This window comes from Acinetobacter sp. (assembly GCF_045628685.1).
Classification (GTDB): Bacteria; Pseudomonadota; Gammaproteobacteria; order Pseudomonadales; family Moraxellaceae; genus Acinetobacter.
Map to the genome: position 1 here is coordinate 1 of NZ_JAZQPV010000134.1, position 15,736 is coordinate 15,736.

The following is a 15,736-nucleotide window of genomic DNA, read 5'->3' on the forward strand; positions in this document are numbered from 1 at the left end:
AATCAAGTAATCTTTAAATGTTTGCATTATGAGTCAATCATGACATAGGGTTAATAATATCATCTTATTTATGTAACCAGCGAAAGGTAACTGGATTTTCTGATTCAAATCTAACAATATAGATGATATGATACGGTCATAAAAATAGTTCACTTGTTAACAAGTGAGCTATTTTAGAGTTTAGGGCTAATTTTAGGCCACATTTCCTCCAAGGGCCGTACCATAACCAGTGCCAGATTCCTGCTTACGTGCATGGTCGAAGCGGATTGACATGGTGATTGTTGCTGCTTCCGATGCTGAATAGTCACGGTCACCGAAGTCTGCGTTGACGATCATGCAACCTTCAAGGATCCATGAAGACACAACGCCTTCATCACCATCAAGCTGATCAATACGAGCACCAAACTTATAGTCAGAACCAGTTGCAGCGGTATTCAGCCAACGACCGTCAAGGTCAGAACCAATAATGCGCTGTTGAGTTTCAATCTGGGCTTCAATGACACGGGTAGCAAGACCAGTGATATCATCTTCAATTGTTACTGAAATTGGTTCCCAGCTATGCTTACCTGCCACATACGCCGTTGAGTTATAACGGTGTAAAGTTACCTCTTCCCATGTAATATTTGGGAGTGTGATTGTCGTAACCTGCATTGACAAGTTACGTGAGTTTGCTCCAGGCACCAACTGCCCAATGTTTTGGAAAGTAAGGCGAAATTTATTCTTCATACGTGGGTGCAGAATACCTGCACCCACCCCTGGTATACCGAAATCGCTAAGTGTTGCCACGGTAATTCTCCTTTAATTTGGTAGTAAAACATGCCACAGAAATATGACACGCAGCATTCTTTCAAAAGCTATTTATGAAGATCGTATATTAAATCAGTTTTTACAACATAAGTTCAGTGGTTTTGCCATATAAATAAATGCATGGATAAAATAAAACAGCAAATCCTTGAGCTTCTTTTTACAGACGGAAAGTTCAACTCACGTCGAGTAAAAGGTAAAAACCTTTCATTCCTTAAAAATCTGCCAGGATATACTGTATCTGAAAAGGTTTGGCTGCAGTTTAACACCAGACCCAAATGCTATTGCGGAAAAGAAACAACGTATCTGAACTTTACTTCAGGCTACAGGCAATACTGCAGCTGTAAGTGTCTGCAAAATAGCCCATTCACGGAATTTGATCGTAGACACCGCCAAGAGAAACTCTGGTCAAACAATGAGTGGAAAGAACAAACTGCCGCAAAAATGAAAGCGACCCACTTTAAGAATCGTACGCCTGCAAAGTTAGCCAAGCTTGCAGAGAAAGGAATTATTCCACTTGACGAGATCGTGCCAGGGCAGGCAAACGAGTATCGCTTTCAGCACACCTGCGGAGAAGTCTTCCTGAAGTCCTTTGCTCGCCCTGCCTCCATCTATTGCCCAAAGTGCCACGTGTCTCAGGGGCAGGGCGAGCTGTACGAGTTAATCCGGAAGAACTACTCAGGCACGATCATCGTGAACCATCGAACTGCGATTACTCAAAAGGAGATTGACATCTACCTGCCAGAGTTGAAGCTTGGCTTTGAGTTCAATGGGAAGTACTGGCAACCAGGAGATGGGTCGCGTAAACGTTTTAAGACAGACGGGGCCGACTTACTCGGCATTAAGATAGTTCATGTTTGGGAAATAGAATGGAAAAAGGACCGCAGAACTCAGGAGGAGTTGGTCCTTTCGTCACTGCAAGTTGTGGCGAACAAATCATGATTAAATCAAAATAAAAGTATATTTTTCTTTCAACCTGTGTTATAATAAACTCAACTGAAAATAAGGGAAAATATCATGAGCAGGGGAAAATACAGCCCAACCGCTAGCAAACAATTCGAACCTTTTGATCGGAATAGCAAGGGGGAACTTCCACCTGCAACTTGGCCAGAAGGTTATGACGAGAAGGTCCACTTCGCGAACTATGACGCTAATGGCTTTGACTCTTACGGCTACTCGGCATACGATGCACATGGCACCTATGTAGGAATAGGTGAAGGCGTTGATCGAGACGGCTACACAGAAATGGATTACCTGCGGATGGACGATGAAGAATTCTACAATCTGTAAATTCAACCGAGCAAAAATAAAGGGGACCATTATGGTCCCCTTTTACTTTCTGCGAGACTTAGGCTTAGATGTCAGCGCTTGTGGCAACGACACGGATCGGGATGTAGATGAATTCAGCAGCACGCATTGGCTTGATTGCCACGTCTAGCCAAAGTTCATTACGATCGATACGATCTCCAGTGTTATTACCTTCGTTGCAGTACGTGGCGTAGTCAGAAATACCACGTTTGACAAGGATGTCATTCAGGATGGTATCAGCTGCTGCTTTCAGGTTGTCGCGAGTCACGCGGTCATTTGGCTCAAACACGAAAGGCATCGACCCTTTGCGCAGTGAGCGACGGAGGTACATGACCAAGCGCACAACATTGATGCGGTCGAGTGCTGATGCTGCAGGTGCAGAGGTCTTCTGTCCCCATACCAGCAATCCACGGCCTGGGAAGAACGTAATTGGATTAATGTTCTTATCGTATTCGTACAGATTGTCACGCTGGCCTTCGTTAAGGTTCGCTTCAACGAAGGTCGTTGCCGTTCCTGGGGTTCCGGTAAAGTAACCCACTTTTGAAACTCCAGTAACGAGACCACGAGCAACACCTGCTGGTGGAGTCCAGACATATCCAGCATTGTCGCTAACTGCTAGAGTTCGAAGAGCCACGCCGGATGGTGCGCCAAGGACATTGCGGCCGTCCATGTTCGATTGCAGTGCCCATGGGTAGTAATATGCAGCTGATTCTGAGCTAAAGCGTTCAGAGGTAAGGGCCCACTGCGCCACTTGTTCTGGCGACATGTTGCCTGGAGTGTCAGCAATGACCATCGCTTCATCCTTGATTTCAACTGAAAGAGCAAGCAGCTCATCAACTACTTCTGGGTAACCAGGGCAAAGAATAAGGTTGTATTCATACAAGCTTGAACGGGCCTCTGTGTTGCTGTTAATTTCAGCCTGAAGGGCTGTAGCAATGGCTACACGACGAGCCCCGTCATTGGCTCCAAGCGGTGAATCAACAATTGTATTGGCAATCTCAATCGTGAAACGGTCACCACGTTGGAACTTAGTTTCACCAGCAACCGCAGTAAAGGCCACGAGGTTGTTATCAAACAGGGCGTTAACTTTACCATCTCCTACATCGCCTGAAACACTTCCAGTAACCGTAAAATCTGTCTGTGAAGTAAAGGTTACCGTTAAAGTTTCGGGGCGCGCGAGCTCGCCTGGAAGAAGTCCCATCAGCGTACCAGTTCCAACGTTTTCTTCACCGGCCTCAGGAGCATATTCCATTGTGAACGTGAAGCGATCACCTGATGCAAATGGAACTTCACCCGGCTGGATAGTGAAGTTCATTGCTGAAGATGCAAATGGCACGCTAACTTGCCCTGTCCCAATATAACCGGTAGAGGAACCAGTTACCGCAAAGGATGACGTCGAATTAAATGAAACAATGATCTCTTGCGGTTTTACGTTTGGCCCTGCAGCAGAGATATTCGCCATTATACCAGAACCTAGACCATAGAAGCTTGGTTCTCCTGCAATGCGAGGTGTTCCTAGTCCAATAAACGTTTCTCGCTCATCTGACAGATCAATATTTGCGCGCACAACGTATGCACGATTGCCAACTCCCAAGAAGTTGTTAAGGGCGAGAAGACCGTATTCATTACGGGCGTCGCCGTGGAATTCGTTTCCTGCTGAATCTTTACGGAAAGATGGTACACCGTACAGCTGAAGCGATTGTGGAAGGGAAGTTACGGTCCGGACAACTGAATGTTCAAGCGTGCCTGCAGCGGGCGTGATGCCGTTTGGCTGAGTCTTCCCTGCACGTGTCGCAAGGAAGATTAGCGGAACTGTCGATGCCGACACCGGAATAAAGTAGCTCTCATTTGTAACAGTGACTGAGACGCCTGGGGATACCAGTGTTGCCATTGTGTTTCTCCTATGGATGGGCAGTTAACTGCTCTGGTTGTTCATGTGATATTTATGAATCGGTCTAATTTTACTGTAAGAATTCACACTTTTAAGTAAGAGCTTTATCAAATAGCTTTGCTACTTTCTTGAGATACTCTTGACGTTCTGCATTGGGGTCGCATGCAAGCTCAAGGATCGTTAAAAAGCGGCCAATGTCATCAATCACCTTATTGTACTTGTGATGATAATTTGTGTTCCCCGCTGCGCGAAACTCCAAGTACCCGTGATTTAGTTTACCAAGATTAACCGTCTTGTACTTGTCTGAGGACTGCAGGGCAGATCGAGCGGCATTAATCAGCTCGCCGCTTTTGGGGAGCTGACCCTTGCGGCCGATGATATCAAGTATCCCATCGACGTGCTTCTTGGTGTAGCGGTTCATCTCACGGCTATAGGATTTGAGAATGTGCTCCTCACCCATGAAGAGAATGAGTTTCAATGGATCAAGCTTCTCTTTAAGATCTGGAATTGACAGGTTAATGTGAAGCCCAGTGGTATCATTGGTTTCAAGGTGATTTTCATCCATGAACTTAAAGCATGACTTGAGCGCATCAAGCGCATCATTTATCGGGAGGGGTGGTGAAACAATCTCAATACCAACTCCCGAGCTGTCGCCATCTATCGAGTCGTCCTTTACAACGCGCCAATCCTGGATGTTGGTGTTGTTGACCTTGACAGTGGTGTGAAGCAATTTCTCAAGTGCTTCAGCGACCTTTTTAGCGGTCTGCAAGAAGTCGCCTGCATCACCATCCATTGATGTACTGGTAAACACTTCTGTCCTTGAACCATTTGCCCAGCCATACTTAGGCTCAAGGTCGTACTTCATCACGAAGTCACGGTACCCATTCACTGGATCAAAGCTAGCTAACATCCAATCTCGCCACGTGCTCTTAGTTGGGCGCTTGGCTTTAAATGAATTCCAATCATCATTAATTTTGATGATGGATGGGCCATAAATGTTGAAGTATTCCTTCCATGCGTCCAGCCCGCCGCTAAGGTTAATACGTTTTAATTCCTGAGTGTGAGCTGACTCATCGCTGGTTGATTCAACGTACAGACGTGAATCCTCTGTGACCCATGTTTCAAGCTCAAACCCAAGCTTTGCATCAGCTGACAGGCGTTTGATTGTGTCAGCAAACACACTTGGTTTCATGGACTTCTCAGTAAGGTATTGCTTAAATGTAATCATTTCAGTGATGTCTTAATGAACTCGCGGTGTTCAGGTTTTGGGCAAGGAACGCTTGAGCACCTCGATCAAGCGTGGAGCAGATGCTCCAAGAATAAACTGTTTGGATGTCTTCATACGACCCCGTTTGGTTGTGGTGGGACAGGCCCTTCAGGGCCTCGATTAGTAATTTCAATACGACCATAAGGGTCACCAAACGGTTGCAGATTACCAGACTCATCGACCTCCATGGTTCCCATGGAGGACAAGTCGCCGATTTGCACAATGACCTTACGGACAAGATCATCCTTAACGCCCATTGGAATGCCCAACCAAATTGGCATGGTAAATGTTAGGGTCCAGGAGATGAGACGACGTTCAGATCCAATGGGGTAGTTCTCCTCGTTGTTGATGTCGTTTAACGTTACATTCGTGATCTTCGTCCAGTCAAATGGGCCATCTGACTTCTGAATCTGCAGATCGGGGTTGAAAAGAACGAGGATCTGCTCAAGAATTTGGTGCATCTGCATCGTATTCGACGCGTAAATTGCTAGCTCAAGTGAGATATTGTACGGAACAGGCATGACCCGCTTTACTACCGTAAGGTCATCTGGAAAGACGCCCCCGGCCTTCATCGTGACGCGCTGATCAATCATGCCCGGCGCCCGGCGCCTCTCATCAGCCGGTGTAATACCCGTAATTTGCGCAGCCATCGCTGGCAGAGAGAACACGCGGTTCTGCGTGTTACCAGACATAATCGCTGCGACAACGCGGTCCTTGTTGCCAATTACGATAGGAACTGAGATAAACTCAGATGCGTCGCACTCACCGATTCCGGTCTGCACCTGAAGCCCGTGGAAGATTGAAACAAATTGAAGCAGGTATTGTCTAATCTGCCCATCGTACCAGAAATGTTGAATCATGGCATAATATCCAAAGAAATTTGAAGCTGTTCTTTATATTTGATTGGAAATGCGTAGTATTTATCGCATTGCATCATGATTTCTATAGGGGGATTTGTAGGAATAACTTCATTGAGCGCATTAGTTTGATAATCGTATTGATCTAACTTTGCTCTAATCTTTTTAATGCGCTCATCCACGTCTTCTTCATCTGAAAATTCTGGCAGCGAAATGTACAAATCACGAACCGCTGGTGACCATGCGTATTGAATTTCCCCAATAGGGAAAACAACGCATGGAGTGCCATAGCCGCTGATCACATTAGGTCTTGCGCCCTCACCAACCACAAACATTGCTGTAGAGCGAGCTTTGAAATTAAATTTTTCATTAAACCAATCATCAATGACTTTATGCATAAAGTCACTTGATGAAAGAGGCTTGCGATCTTTTCTGACGTGTTTGATGGAATATAGAAGCTCTTTTCCTTCAAAGTCATTAACAAAATGCGCATCTACCTTATCAAGACCTTTAACACCTCGATACAGGAAGCCAGCGCCTTTTGCTTCCCGTAGGAATGGCGCGCAGTCGCGCTTAATCAGTTTCTCAACTTCGTTCATTTCCTCTTCGCTGATGAATGTATTCAACAAAATTTCAGCTGAAATGTCTTGAATGTCCTGCTCGGACAAATATTGTTTAAACGTAATCATGTAATCTTTTTGAACGTTGGCGACATGTTATTTATTCATTAGCTGACTCGGGAGGTGTGCTGAGCGAACAGCTCTTACATCATACTGGAACCACCAGGTATTTGTCACAATCAAGCATAATCTCAGGCAGCTTCGGGCCTATAAAGGCGGCAGGAAGGTCATGATCGGTGTATTCTTTTCGCTCAACAAACTTAGTTAAAATTTCTTTCGCTTTATCAAGTTCCTCAGGTGTATGTTCCTGCCCTGACCATTTTTTTGGAAATTCATAGGCTGCTAAAACATGTTGAATGCTTCCAGTCAAGTCAGGAACCGCTGGGCTATAAAGAAATGAAAAGAGGCCCAATGGATAAATCTTGTGGACATCACCAAATTCATTAAGCCCTTTCCAATGCGCCTTACAAAAGAGGCCTGTTGATCGCGCCTTCCACCCAAATTTTTCCTGAAAGATCTCATCGAGAATTGACGATAGCTCCGGGTGAGTGTCTAGTGGCTTGCGATCCTTGCGAACATTTTTGATATAGCACGTGCGCGGTTGGCCATCAATAAGAAGACGCACGTGATCATCACCGCCACCGATGTTGACACCTCGATAAAGACACATATCATGGATGATAGCGTCAAGGCTGGCATCGAGCGCTGTCATGTAACTTTGACAGTGATCGGCGAGATAATCCTCAAGACTGCCTTCAGGGTCCCATCTAGCCTCAGCTATGTATTGTTTGAATGTAATCATGCGAGAGCTCTTTGAAGTTGTTCTTTGTACTCAATTGGAAAAGCATAATAGCTTGAGCACTTAATCATGACCTCATGGTCCTTCATTACTGCATCACTGAGACCAGAATCCTTGTAGTTTGATTCTTCAAGCCACTTGATGACAGCTGAATTGTCAGAATGCACCCTGGTGGTGGTGTCTGAGTCTTTTGAATAGATGTTCATTGACCCATACATATCCTCAACTATTGGTGACCATGCGTACTTTATTGGCCCGATTGGAAAAATAATGCAAGGCCGCCCATAAAATGCAAGGTCGCTTCTCAAAGCCTTTTCACCGAAAGCAAACACCGCTTCAGAACGGGCCTTAAACCCAAATTTCTTCTGAAACCAATCATCAATCAATGCGTGGCGTTCTGCCCCTGTGTCAAGAGGCCGGCGATCCTGTCGTACGTTCTTAATGATGTACTCCATCTCATTTCCTTCTGCGTCATATGCAGAATATGGTTCCACAAATTTCATAAACCTAACACCGCGGTATAAGAAGCCAGTTCCATGAGTCTCATGCAGGAACTCAGCGCAGTTCTTTTTGATAAGAACTGCAACAGACATCATTTCCTGCTCTGACAGAAATTGTCTAAATGTAATCATGTAATTTTCTTAGTAGTGGGCGACATGTTATTCATATTTAGGATTTCTAGCTGACTTGGGCGGTGCGCAGAACGTTGGGATCGGCGATCAGTCTCAGCGTATAACCATTTATTCTTAACTTCAGAGAACTTATATAGGCGGGCTGGAAGCTTCTTATATGGCTCATACTCAAGGCGGAAGTAATCACCATCCTTAGCTGTCGACACATCCGGCAGTTTCTCATAGCCAGTTGTAAATGGTGCACCATCAGGAGGAAGCCCATCTTCTACATACAGCCCTACCCCGTCGTATGAACCTGGCTGTCCAAAGCGATTTGCGCCCGACGCCTCTTCACGGACGTTCGTGCCTTTCTCAGGAACGGCACGAACAGCTTCAGCTTCATTTGCTTCTGTCACAGTAAGGGGCGCAGTTTGAATCTGCTCTATGCCCTCAAAGAAACGACCGTCATCAACAATATACTTCTGTGTGTCAATCGTTCCGAGTAGGTCACGATGCTCTTGCCCAGGGATCAGCTGCTGCGCTTGGAAGCGATAGATGATAGGCACCCAACCAGAAGTATAGCCATCAGCTGCCCAACCTACGTCTGTTACCTCAAGAAACTTACGAACAGGGCGTAGGTGGTGGTCATACTGCATCTCAGATGGGACCTCCAGCACGTCGCCAACGACGATTGGTCGACCAAGCTGCGTCACCATCTGAGCGAAGGAGACCGTGAAGGAGTAGATGTCAGCAACCTGAAATCCAAACTTTGAGAGGTCTGATACTGCGTCAAATGGTGTATATTGGACGCGCAACTGGATAGAGGACTTCGCATAATCGCGATCACGGTTCTCCATGAAGAGCGGGTCTTGAATGTCGTCCAGAGTGGTAGCTTGGTAGTCAAACAGCTCTAGCTTGTCAACAACCCACGGCGTGTCCGAGGTTGCACCAGCAAAAGAGGTCGGTACGATTCTCCAATAACGAGAAGCCGCTGATTGTTTGATACGAATCAAGGCTGGAGCAGCGATGTTTGGAAGATTAACGATATCAACACGTTTCCAATCCATCTCTACAGGTACCATGAATGAGTCACCTTTTTGGAAAGGAATCGTACCCTTGTTGATCGTGAAGGAACCCTGCGGCGTGTTGAACACAACGCCAACGGTCGCGATCCCAACGGTATCGGTGCCAGCGCCAGAGGCGAACATGACGGTGAACTTCGTTGGAGAGTCAGCGAAGAGCATGAAGGAACCAGGACGTGCTTCAGGGCCTTGCTGATAGCCACCAACTCCGCCATTGCCTACGCCGCTGAACGTAACCTTGAGCGGGTTGACGCTGTAGTTTCCATCTGAGCGGTCAACACGAACTTGAAGCGCACGGGTGCTTGCATCATCACCCTGCTTAATCCGAATGCTGGTGATGTGCTGGCTGTCAGGAGCGCCAGGAGCGTTTTCTGGTGCACCATATGAGGTCCTGCGAATGCCGAAATCGTAGCCAATATATGTCTGTGCAGTGAGCACCGAGAGGCCTGTGGTGTCACTGACCCAGCTGCCAACGAGCTCGTCATATGCGTTTGCAGGGTTACCACCACTTGCAATCGGTTCTCCACGTCCTACTAGGTCGATCAGCTTCCCCTGCTCATGGTTACCGAGCAGCTTGAAGACATTGAGGGGCGCACCAGAGATCGCCAGCGTTTGCGCTGCGAGAGCCTGCTGGTAGGTGTTCTCTGTTGAGGCACAGGCATCGGACGTAAGTTGATATGTGCCAACACAGAGCTCGGGCGGCACATATGTTCCTGGAGGGACTATGACAGTCGTGATGTCAGGGAGCCCAGAGTTTGGAGTTGCAGGATTGTTGAACGATCCTGCTGCGTCCCCGCAGTCCGCGAGGGTTGTTCGTTTAGAGTTCGTCATTGAATTCCTTGTCGTCCCAGTCAGAAGAGAGCTTCTCAAAGAAGTGAGGGTACTTATTCTCCATGCTCCACTTCATGATGGCCTCATGATCTTCTGCTGACACTCCGTGCCCTGAGGCGGTGATGAAGGCAACCTCTCCTTCAATCCACACCTCGCCAAACGCGGCTTCTTGGCTCGCTTCTGATCCAGTCGTCATAGGCGGAAACAAATGAGGTGTGAACAGCTTTTCCCAGAGTTCAAACATCGTCTTGCAACCATTTTTGTAGATAGATGTGATTACCTTTTCGAGTGTCTGTTCATCGCTCTCATTTGACTCATTGTCTTTAGCGTCTTCGAGCTTTGCAAGCGTCGCTGCTTTAAGGCTCGTCACGAGCTCCTCATAGGTGTTCGCTCTGCCAAGGCTAATCTTTTGAAGAGCGAACTCCATGTTTCCGTTCCACTCCTCAATGGTCATGTGTGTCTTTGGATCAACCTCTACAAACCACAAATCTTGGTGACCAACAAAACCTACCTTAGCATTGTCAGCAATGATGAGCAACGAAGGGTTGCCAAAGCCAGCAGCAGTATGCTTGTCATCGGTTCCAATAAAGGCCTGTGACCGTTTCGGGTAACCTTTGAAAGCAGGGTTGTTGTCCAACCACAAAGTGTAGTTGTTGTTCGTGTTGGCGCTCCTTCGTGGCTTAATACTGACCGAGTTGCCAAGCAGAATAGGCGCGCCTATTCCAGAGCCGCCACGATACAGGAAGTTGGTCCCACTAAGGTAGCGCCTTGCGTTCTTCTCTGCCCAAGCGATCAGCTCTTCTGCGCTAACTGGCTTGGTACGACCAGCTGCAGTGCCGGTCTCATTGAGGAATTGCTTGAAGGTAATCATTTCTGTTTCCTCTTCTGCGTATAAGTGAGCGTGTCTTTATCGCTTACAGTGTCTGGGTCAATGCGTTCTTCATCTTCCCAGTATTTACCAAGCTCCTTTGCAAGCTGAGGAAAGTTGTCCTGTGCCCATGCAAAAACGGCAAAGCGATCACTCTCGCTGATGTATTTGTCATTCAGTGGAATGAACACCGCCTCACCGTCAATCCAAATTTCACCCTTGCCATTGATGTCCTTACCTGTCGTGTACTTGAAGAGGTTTGGCGTCACGAGGTCAGTCCATAACCCGTAGAGGGTGTTGACGTGGCAGGAACGCATCAAGGTCGCTAAGTTGGTACTGTCCTCAAGGTCCTCATTCTCTTCAATCATGTCAAGGGTGATACTGCGAAGCGCGCTCTCAAGCTCCTCATATGTCTTAGGGCGACCTTTGTCAAAGTGATAAAAAGCATCAGCGGTTTCCTCGTTGAGGTTCAAGATAGAATATCCAAGGCTGCTGAGCGTGACGTCCCACATGTCTGACTTTCCAACGATGCCAGTCTTTGCATTGTCCGCAGGAACTACGATGAACACTGACCCATAGATGCTTGCGATATCAGAACTAGTCGTGGTGATGAACGCATTTCCACGGCGCGGCTTTCCATGGAACATCGGATTGTTATCCATCCACAGGGTATAGTTATTGTACGTGTTCAGGCTCGTGCGTGGTGCACCGCTTGACGCATCGCCGAAGGTCAGGCCGCCTTTGCTACCGCCGGCAACGCCACGGTACAGGAACGTTCCCTTCTTGAGGTAGCCTGAAGCGTGGCTCTCCATCCAGATGGTGGCGTCATGGACGTCCATCACCTTCGTACGTGACTCACTGAGGAATTGTTTGAATGTGATCATCAGCTAATCGCCCTTCCAAATGCAGGAGCATGTTTCTTTGCCCAATCCTCCAGGGCTTCACGATCTTCGTCAGGCATAGTTTTGTCAAATGGAATGTAGAGTGCTTCGCCATCAATCCAAAATTCACCTTCACCGTGGATGTGGTCTGTTTTCATGAAGTCAAAGTGCTTTGGATCGAACACGATTTCCCAAACCTCGAAGAGATTCTTCGCCTTGTTGTCGAGAAACATCTTGTGCATGTACTTTTCAAACTCGTTGTCAAACATGTAACCGTGTTCTTTAAGAACGTCAACGATCTCGTCCATAGACACAGATTTCATTGCAGAAGCCAGCTCAGCGTACGTGTCAAACTCCTCCTGGCTAAACTCTTTTCCGCTTCCAATCATCCTGAAAAGGTTACGCGTTTGATTTGTAAATGCGCCGAGACGAAGTTCAGGAGTGACCCGCTTATTCCAAATGTCATTCGCACCTACTGCACCAATCTTCGAGGTATCCGACGGAATGACGTAGTGCAGTTTGCCCCACGAGATGGCATCGACCTGTGAGGTTGACACGATGAAGGACCGCTCACGACGTGGCTTGTCTTCCCACTTTGGGTTGTAAGACATCCACAGTGTGTAGTAGTTTGCCATTCCACCAATGCTCTTGCGTGGCTCGCCTTCAGCCGTGTTCGCGTACTTGATCGTCTTAGAATGTTCACCCTTAATTCCACGGAAGAAGTAGGTTCCACCGTTGAGGTATTTCAGGGCGTTCGCTTCCATCCATGCTAGCGCCTTCTTGAGTTCGATCGGTTGACTACGGCCTTCGGCCAAAAACTGTTTGAATGTAATCATGTACATTTTCCATGGAACTGTTTAAGGGCGCCAAGCGTTGTTTCTTTCTTGCAATAACGACAAGATACGCGAATTGTAACGCCTGAAGGTTTCCCCTTCATCGATTCTGACCTTGCTTTCTTCTGTTCTTCTGGCATTGGCCCACGTTTTTTAAATGCTGTAGCTTCTTTTACAGGTTTATTTTCTATAAAGACCCTAAAACCTGAACAGAAGTTACGATTATGAATTGTTTTATATAGAGCAGTTCCCTTTATATCATGTTCAACTGAAAAGGTTTTTAAGTTCTTCACTTCAAATACGTAGCCATCTTCACTTTCAATCATCCATGACTTTGCTCGCGCGTTACCGGCTTTTTTGCTTCTTTCTTTTATGACTTGAGGATCAACATTTTTATAATAATTTTGTTGTCCCTTATTTAGATTCTCAAGCTGTTCTTTCGTACGTTTCTTTCCAATATTAGAAGCCGAGCGCTTTGCTACGTGCTCTGCTTTCTGTGGAGGTGGAATATAGCCCTCAGCTTTTCGTTTTTCCCACATCTTCTTGGATGCAATTGAGTTCTTTAATTTTGACTCTTCGGATGAAATATATCCTGGAAAGTTTCCTATTCCGCCACGTGCGATATTCATGCAAAGCGGATCCTTTCTCAATTCATCAGTTATCAATTCATCTTCTCGTGCGCCTAATGATTCTCTATCGACACAAAATTCTAGTATTTCACAAATGTGATTTTCTTTTCCATGTTTCTTTACTGAACGAGACAGATGAGTTCCACTGCCTTTATACCCATCATTCAAATCGTCTGTTGAGTGCATTCCAATATACCACTTGCCTGTTATTGTGCAAGTGGTTTTGTAAATGAAATGATATTTTCTGCGTTGTGCTCGTACCATAATGTTCTCACTTAGTTGGTATGTCTAAGTTATATATGGCACTTTTGTTACTATCCAATCAAGAAAGAACAGTTCCCCATAGAAACTAATCCACCATATTCGTAATTTAAAAGTTCTTCCTTCAGCTCAGTCATATCTTGTCTCGCCTCAGCAATAAGTAGTTCACCATTAAGAGTGATTGTGCCACCTGGACCAGGTGTACCTGATGCGAATTTTGAACGAATCAAACCTAGCATCATTTTCAACTCAGCTAGCGCCCAATTTTGTATGTACTGCTGACACCACCGATCAGTAAGAATCTCCTGCTCTGTGCGTTCAAGCATTGCCTCGACGAGCACCACCTCATTTGCGTGCACACCCCGTAGAATGAGAAGCTCGTGGGATGGCTCATCCCACATGAACATCAGCTCACCTGCGAAGATACGACTAATCTCCTCGCCGTATGACGAAAGCAGGTGAGCTGTAAGAATGTCACCACTTCCACCCGCAAAGTCGTAATATTGCTGGGCGAAGGCCATAGCCCATGTATCGTTGGGTCCTGCACCAGTGAACCCGTATGGACTGACGCGGTAGATTTTATGGATGTCAACGATGTGATCAGTCTGGTCCGTTGCTGAATTGAGGTAGTACTTCTGCTGGCCGGCGCGAAGTCTGTAAAGAATGAAGCCCCGTTTGTATGCGCCGCTTGACAGCTGACGGTAGTTCTGGATCGCATTGTCGATGGCAATATTGAACTGCTCCTCTTGAAGCTCGACGCAGAGCTGAGGCCAACCAAGCTGGCCGTTCAGGACCTTGATGAGCTGAATGCGTTGGTCGTATGATCCATCGCTGCCAACGCCTATTTTATCGGTGGACGAAGAACCTTCTTGATCGGTGTTTACCTTGTTCCACGATGTACCGTTCCATGCATTCAGGTCCTTCGTGGTCGTGTTGTAGAAAAGCTGGCCGATGTAGGGATTGCGTAGCTCCTCCGGTTCAACTGTGATTGGGCGCACAAAGGCAGGAACTTGGTCTCCTCCCCTATCAAGGAGGGCTGAGGTGGCATTTGGTGTCACCCAGTCCGAGCCGTTGTAGTAATAAATGCGTTCAAGCGTGTAGTCGTAGTACATCGCACCAAGGGTGTTCGTCGTCGGCGCCGACATGCGGGTTCCAAAGCTGTGCAGCTTGACCCAAGGTTCACCTACCATTGAACGAAGCATGAGGTTGCTTGAGTCTAGTGGAACCCACTTACGACCATCGAAGACGCGAAGGGACGATCCATACATGTAAACTTGCCCAAGAACGCCAGGGTTGTATGGACCCGAGAGGATCGAGTCGGACAGAGTTGGAATCCATGAACCACTGTTCGCATCATAGTACTGGATTCATTCCCCGGCTCTGGAAGCACCGGCATGCGGTGCTGCGGCGCCAATTCCAGGAACGCCGCGGCGCGGGGCGCACTGCACAGGCCTTCGTGCGCGTGCGCGGGAATGCTTGACGGTAGTTTGTTGAACGAAGAATGATGTTGACTGTCCAGTAGACTGGAGGGTTTACGTCATGTCTGCTCGGCTGCCATGTCCTCCTGCACTAGGACCGTTGGAAGCGTTGACGGTGCAATTCGGCTTTGTTGCGCAAATCAGGCTCGACCAGCGTAGAACCGAGAGGTCTGGTAGCCTGAACGAATGAAACCGGCTCCACCGAAATACCGTGCTACCAACTGGAAGACGTACAACGAAGCCCTGAAGGCACGCGGTTCGCTGCTCATCTGGCTTGACCCGAACATGAACTGGCATGGGCAACCAAGCCGCAAGCGCGGACGCAGCCAGACGTTCAGCGACGAGGCGATCCAGTTCTGCCTGAGCATCAAGTGCCTGTTCAATTTACCATTACGCCAGGCCATGGGGATAACGCAAAGCCTGCTGCATCTGGCTGGGCTGGACTGGCCGGTGCCGGACTACAGCACGGTCAGCCGGCGGCAAAAGACGCTGGCTCGCTTCTCCAGCTCGCCCTCGATGGCGGCCAGGTCCATGTCGAGCGCTTCCTCAAACAGCGAACGCTGCTCGCCGGTGAGCACTTCGCTGGCCTTGCCGTAGCTCAGATAGGCCAGTTCGTGCGTCAGGGCCGTGATCTTGAAATCCTTCTCGGTCAGCTGCGCTTGCTGCTGCTCGACCAATGCGCGCACCTGCGCCAGCATGGCGGGATCGATAGCGGT

The 15,736-nt window shown here is 47.5% G+C and carries 16 protein-coding genes and 1 pseudogene; 3 read left to right on the forward strand and 14 right to left on the reverse strand.

Annotated elements, in window-relative coordinates; genetic code table 11:
• Window positions 1–192: 192 nt before the first annotated feature.
• Window positions 193–786, reverse strand: a complete 594-nt coding sequence (locus ACKI4H_RS17850; protein ID WP_407308149.1) for a hypothetical protein — start codon at window positions 784–786, stop codon at window positions 193–195.
• Window positions 787–927: 141 nt separating this feature from the next.
• On the opposite strand from ACKI4H_RS17850, the gene ACKI4H_RS17855 reads away from it, so the two are divergent.
• Both ACKI4H_RS17855 and ACKI4H_RS17860 read left to right on the forward strand, forming a co-directional pair.
• Window positions 928–1,746 carry a hypothetical protein gene (locus tag ACKI4H_RS17855; protein ID WP_407308152.1) on the forward strand — a complete coding sequence of 273 codons (819 nt, stop codon included), beginning with the start codon at window positions 928–930 and terminating at the stop codon, window positions 1,744–1,746.
• A 75-nt stretch (window positions 1,747–1,821) separates the two neighbouring features.
• Window positions 1,822–2,094 carry a hypothetical protein gene (locus ACKI4H_RS17860; RefSeq protein WP_407308154.1) on the forward strand — a complete coding sequence of 91 codons (273 nt, stop codon included), beginning with the start codon at window positions 1,822–1,824 and terminating at the stop codon, window positions 2,092–2,094.
• A 64-nt stretch (window positions 2,095–2,158) separates the two neighbouring features.
• Here the strand turns inward: ACKI4H_RS17860 and ACKI4H_RS17865 are convergent, their stop codons facing one another.
• The 12 genes from ACKI4H_RS17865 to ACKI4H_RS17920 all read right to left on the reverse strand — a co-directional run bounded on the left by ACKI4H_RS17865 (window position 2,159) and on the right by ACKI4H_RS17920 (window position 14,687).
• Complete coding sequence (locus ACKI4H_RS17865) at window positions 2,159–3,940, reverse strand: phage tail sheath C-terminal domain-containing protein (RefSeq protein ID WP_407308156.1); 1,782 nt, start codon at window positions 3,938–3,940, stop codon at window positions 2,159–2,161.
• 154 nt (window positions 3,941–4,094) lie between these two features.
• Window positions 4,095–5,195: an amidoligase family protein gene (locus tag ACKI4H_RS17870; RefSeq protein ID WP_407308158.1), complete on the reverse strand. Its 1,101-nt coding sequence runs from the start codon at window positions 5,193–5,195 to the stop codon at window positions 4,095–4,097.
• A gap of 146 nt (window positions 5,196–5,341) precedes the next feature.
• The gene (locus ACKI4H_RS17875; protein WP_407308160.1) at window positions 5,342–6,130 is read right to left on the reverse strand and encodes a tail sheath stabilizer and completion protein; all 789 of its coding nucleotides are present in this window, start codon (window positions 6,128–6,130) and stop codon (window positions 5,342–5,344) included.
• Window positions 6,127–6,816: a hypothetical protein gene (locus tag ACKI4H_RS17880; RefSeq protein ID WP_407308162.1), complete on the reverse strand. Its 690-nt coding sequence runs from the start codon at window positions 6,814–6,816 to the stop codon at window positions 6,127–6,129. The genes ACKI4H_RS17875 and ACKI4H_RS17880 overlap by 4 nt, the downstream gene beginning before the upstream one ends.
• Window positions 6,817–6,895: 79 nt before the next feature.
• Window positions 6,896–7,549, reverse strand: coding sequence for a hypothetical protein (locus ACKI4H_RS17885; protein WP_407308164.1), 654 nt, complete (start codon window positions 7,547–7,549; stop codon window positions 6,896–6,898).
• A complete protein-coding gene (locus ACKI4H_RS17890) occupies window positions 7,546–8,178 on the reverse strand; it encodes a hypothetical protein (protein WP_407308166.1) in 633 nt (210 codons plus the stop codon). The genes ACKI4H_RS17885 and ACKI4H_RS17890 overlap by 4 nt, the downstream gene beginning before the upstream one ends.
• Window positions 8,175–10,070 carry a hypothetical protein gene (locus ACKI4H_RS17895; RefSeq protein WP_407308168.1) on the reverse strand — a complete coding sequence of 632 codons (1,896 nt, stop codon included), beginning with the start codon at window positions 10,068–10,070 and terminating at the stop codon, window positions 8,175–8,177. Before ACKI4H_RS17895 ends, ACKI4H_RS17890 begins: the two co-directional genes overlap by 4 nt.
• A complete protein-coding gene (locus tag ACKI4H_RS17900) occupies window positions 10,057–10,941 on the reverse strand; it encodes a hypothetical protein (RefSeq protein ID WP_407308170.1) in 885 nt (294 codons plus the stop codon). The genes ACKI4H_RS17895 and ACKI4H_RS17900 overlap by 14 nt, the downstream gene beginning before the upstream one ends.
• A complete protein-coding gene (locus tag ACKI4H_RS17905; RefSeq protein WP_407308172.1) occupies window positions 10,938–11,822 on the reverse strand; it encodes a hypothetical protein in 885 nt (294 codons plus the stop codon). The genes ACKI4H_RS17900 and ACKI4H_RS17905 overlap by 4 nt, the downstream gene beginning before the upstream one ends.
• Window positions 11,822–12,655: a hypothetical protein gene (locus tag ACKI4H_RS17910; RefSeq protein ID WP_407308174.1), complete on the reverse strand. Its 834-nt coding sequence runs from the start codon at window positions 12,653–12,655 to the stop codon at window positions 11,822–11,824. Before ACKI4H_RS17910 ends, ACKI4H_RS17905 begins: the two co-directional genes overlap by 1 nt.
• The gene (locus ACKI4H_RS17915; RefSeq protein WP_407308176.1) at window positions 12,652–13,467 is read right to left on the reverse strand and encodes a hypothetical protein; all 816 of its coding nucleotides are present in this window, start codon (window positions 13,465–13,467) and stop codon (window positions 12,652–12,654) included. Before ACKI4H_RS17915 ends, ACKI4H_RS17910 begins: the two co-directional genes overlap by 4 nt.
• Before the next feature lie 128 nt (window positions 13,468–13,595).
• The gene (locus ACKI4H_RS17920; RefSeq protein ID WP_407308179.1) at window positions 13,596–14,687 is read right to left on the reverse strand and encodes a hypothetical protein; all 1,092 of its coding nucleotides are present in this window, start codon (window positions 14,685–14,687) and stop codon (window positions 13,596–13,598) included.
• Window positions 14,688–15,206: 519 nt separating this feature from the next.
• On the opposite strand from ACKI4H_RS17920, the pseudogene ACKI4H_RS17925 reads away from it, so the two are divergent.
• Window positions 15,207–15,512 (forward strand): annotated as a pseudogene (locus ACKI4H_RS17925) (transposase); the annotation flags it as partial.
• Here the strand turns inward: ACKI4H_RS17925 and ACKI4H_RS17930 are convergent.
• The coding region (locus ACKI4H_RS17930) for a hypothetical protein (protein ID WP_407308181.1) at window positions 15,479–15,736 on the reverse strand (258 nt) is incomplete at its 5' end. The pseudogene ACKI4H_RS17925 and the gene ACKI4H_RS17930 sit on opposite strands and share 34 nt — an antisense overlap.

Excerpts from the sequence above, each read along its gene's own strand:
- ACKI4H_RS17895 (WP_407308168.1), bottom strand. The coding sequence starts at position 10,070 with ATGACGAACTCTAAACGAACAACCCTCGCGGACTGCGGGGACGCAGCA.
- ACKI4H_RS17890 (WP_407308166.1), bottom strand. The coding sequence starts at position 8,178 with ATGATTACATTTAGACAATTTCTGTCAGAGCAGGAAATGATGTCTGTT.
- ACKI4H_RS17905 (WP_407308172.1), bottom strand. The coding sequence starts at position 11,822 with ATGATCACATTCAAACAATTCCTCAGTGAGTCACGTACGAAGGTGATG.
- ACKI4H_RS17915 (WP_407308176.1), bottom strand. The coding sequence starts at position 13,467 with ATGCACTCAACAGACGATTTGAATGATGGGTATAAAGGCAGTGGAACT.
- ACKI4H_RS17880 (WP_407308162.1), bottom strand. The coding sequence starts at position 6,816 with ATGATTACGTTTAAACAATATTTGTCCGAGCAGGACATTCAAGACATT.
- ACKI4H_RS17885 (WP_407308164.1), bottom strand. The coding sequence starts at position 7,549 with ATGATTACATTCAAACAATACATAGCTGAGGCTAGATGGGACCCTGAA.
- ACKI4H_RS17875 (WP_407308160.1), bottom strand. The coding sequence starts at position 6,130 with ATGATTCAACATTTCTGGTACGATGGGCAGATTAGACAATACCTGCTT.
- ACKI4H_RS17900 (WP_407308170.1), bottom strand. The coding sequence starts at position 10,941 with ATGATTACCTTCAAGCAATTCCTCAATGAGACCGGCACTGCAGCTGGT.
- ACKI4H_RS17870 (WP_407308158.1), bottom strand. The coding sequence starts at position 5,195 with ATGAAACCAAGTGTGTTTGCTGACACAATCAAACGCCTGTCAGCTGAT.
- ACKI4H_RS17920 (WP_407308179.1), bottom strand. The coding sequence starts at position 14,687 with ATGTCGGCGCCGACGACGAACACCCTTGGTGCGATGTACTACGACTAC.
- ACKI4H_RS17855 (WP_407308152.1), top strand. The coding sequence starts at position 928 with ATGGATAAAATAAAACAGCAAATCCTTGAGCTTCTTTTTACAGACGGA.
- ACKI4H_RS17910 (WP_407308174.1), bottom strand. The coding sequence starts at position 12,655 with ATGATTACATTCAAACAGTTTTTGGCCGAAGGCCGTAGTCAACCGATC.
- ACKI4H_RS17860 (WP_407308154.1), top strand. The coding sequence starts at position 1,822 with ATGAGCAGGGGAAAATACAGCCCAACCGCTAGCAAACAATTCGAACCT.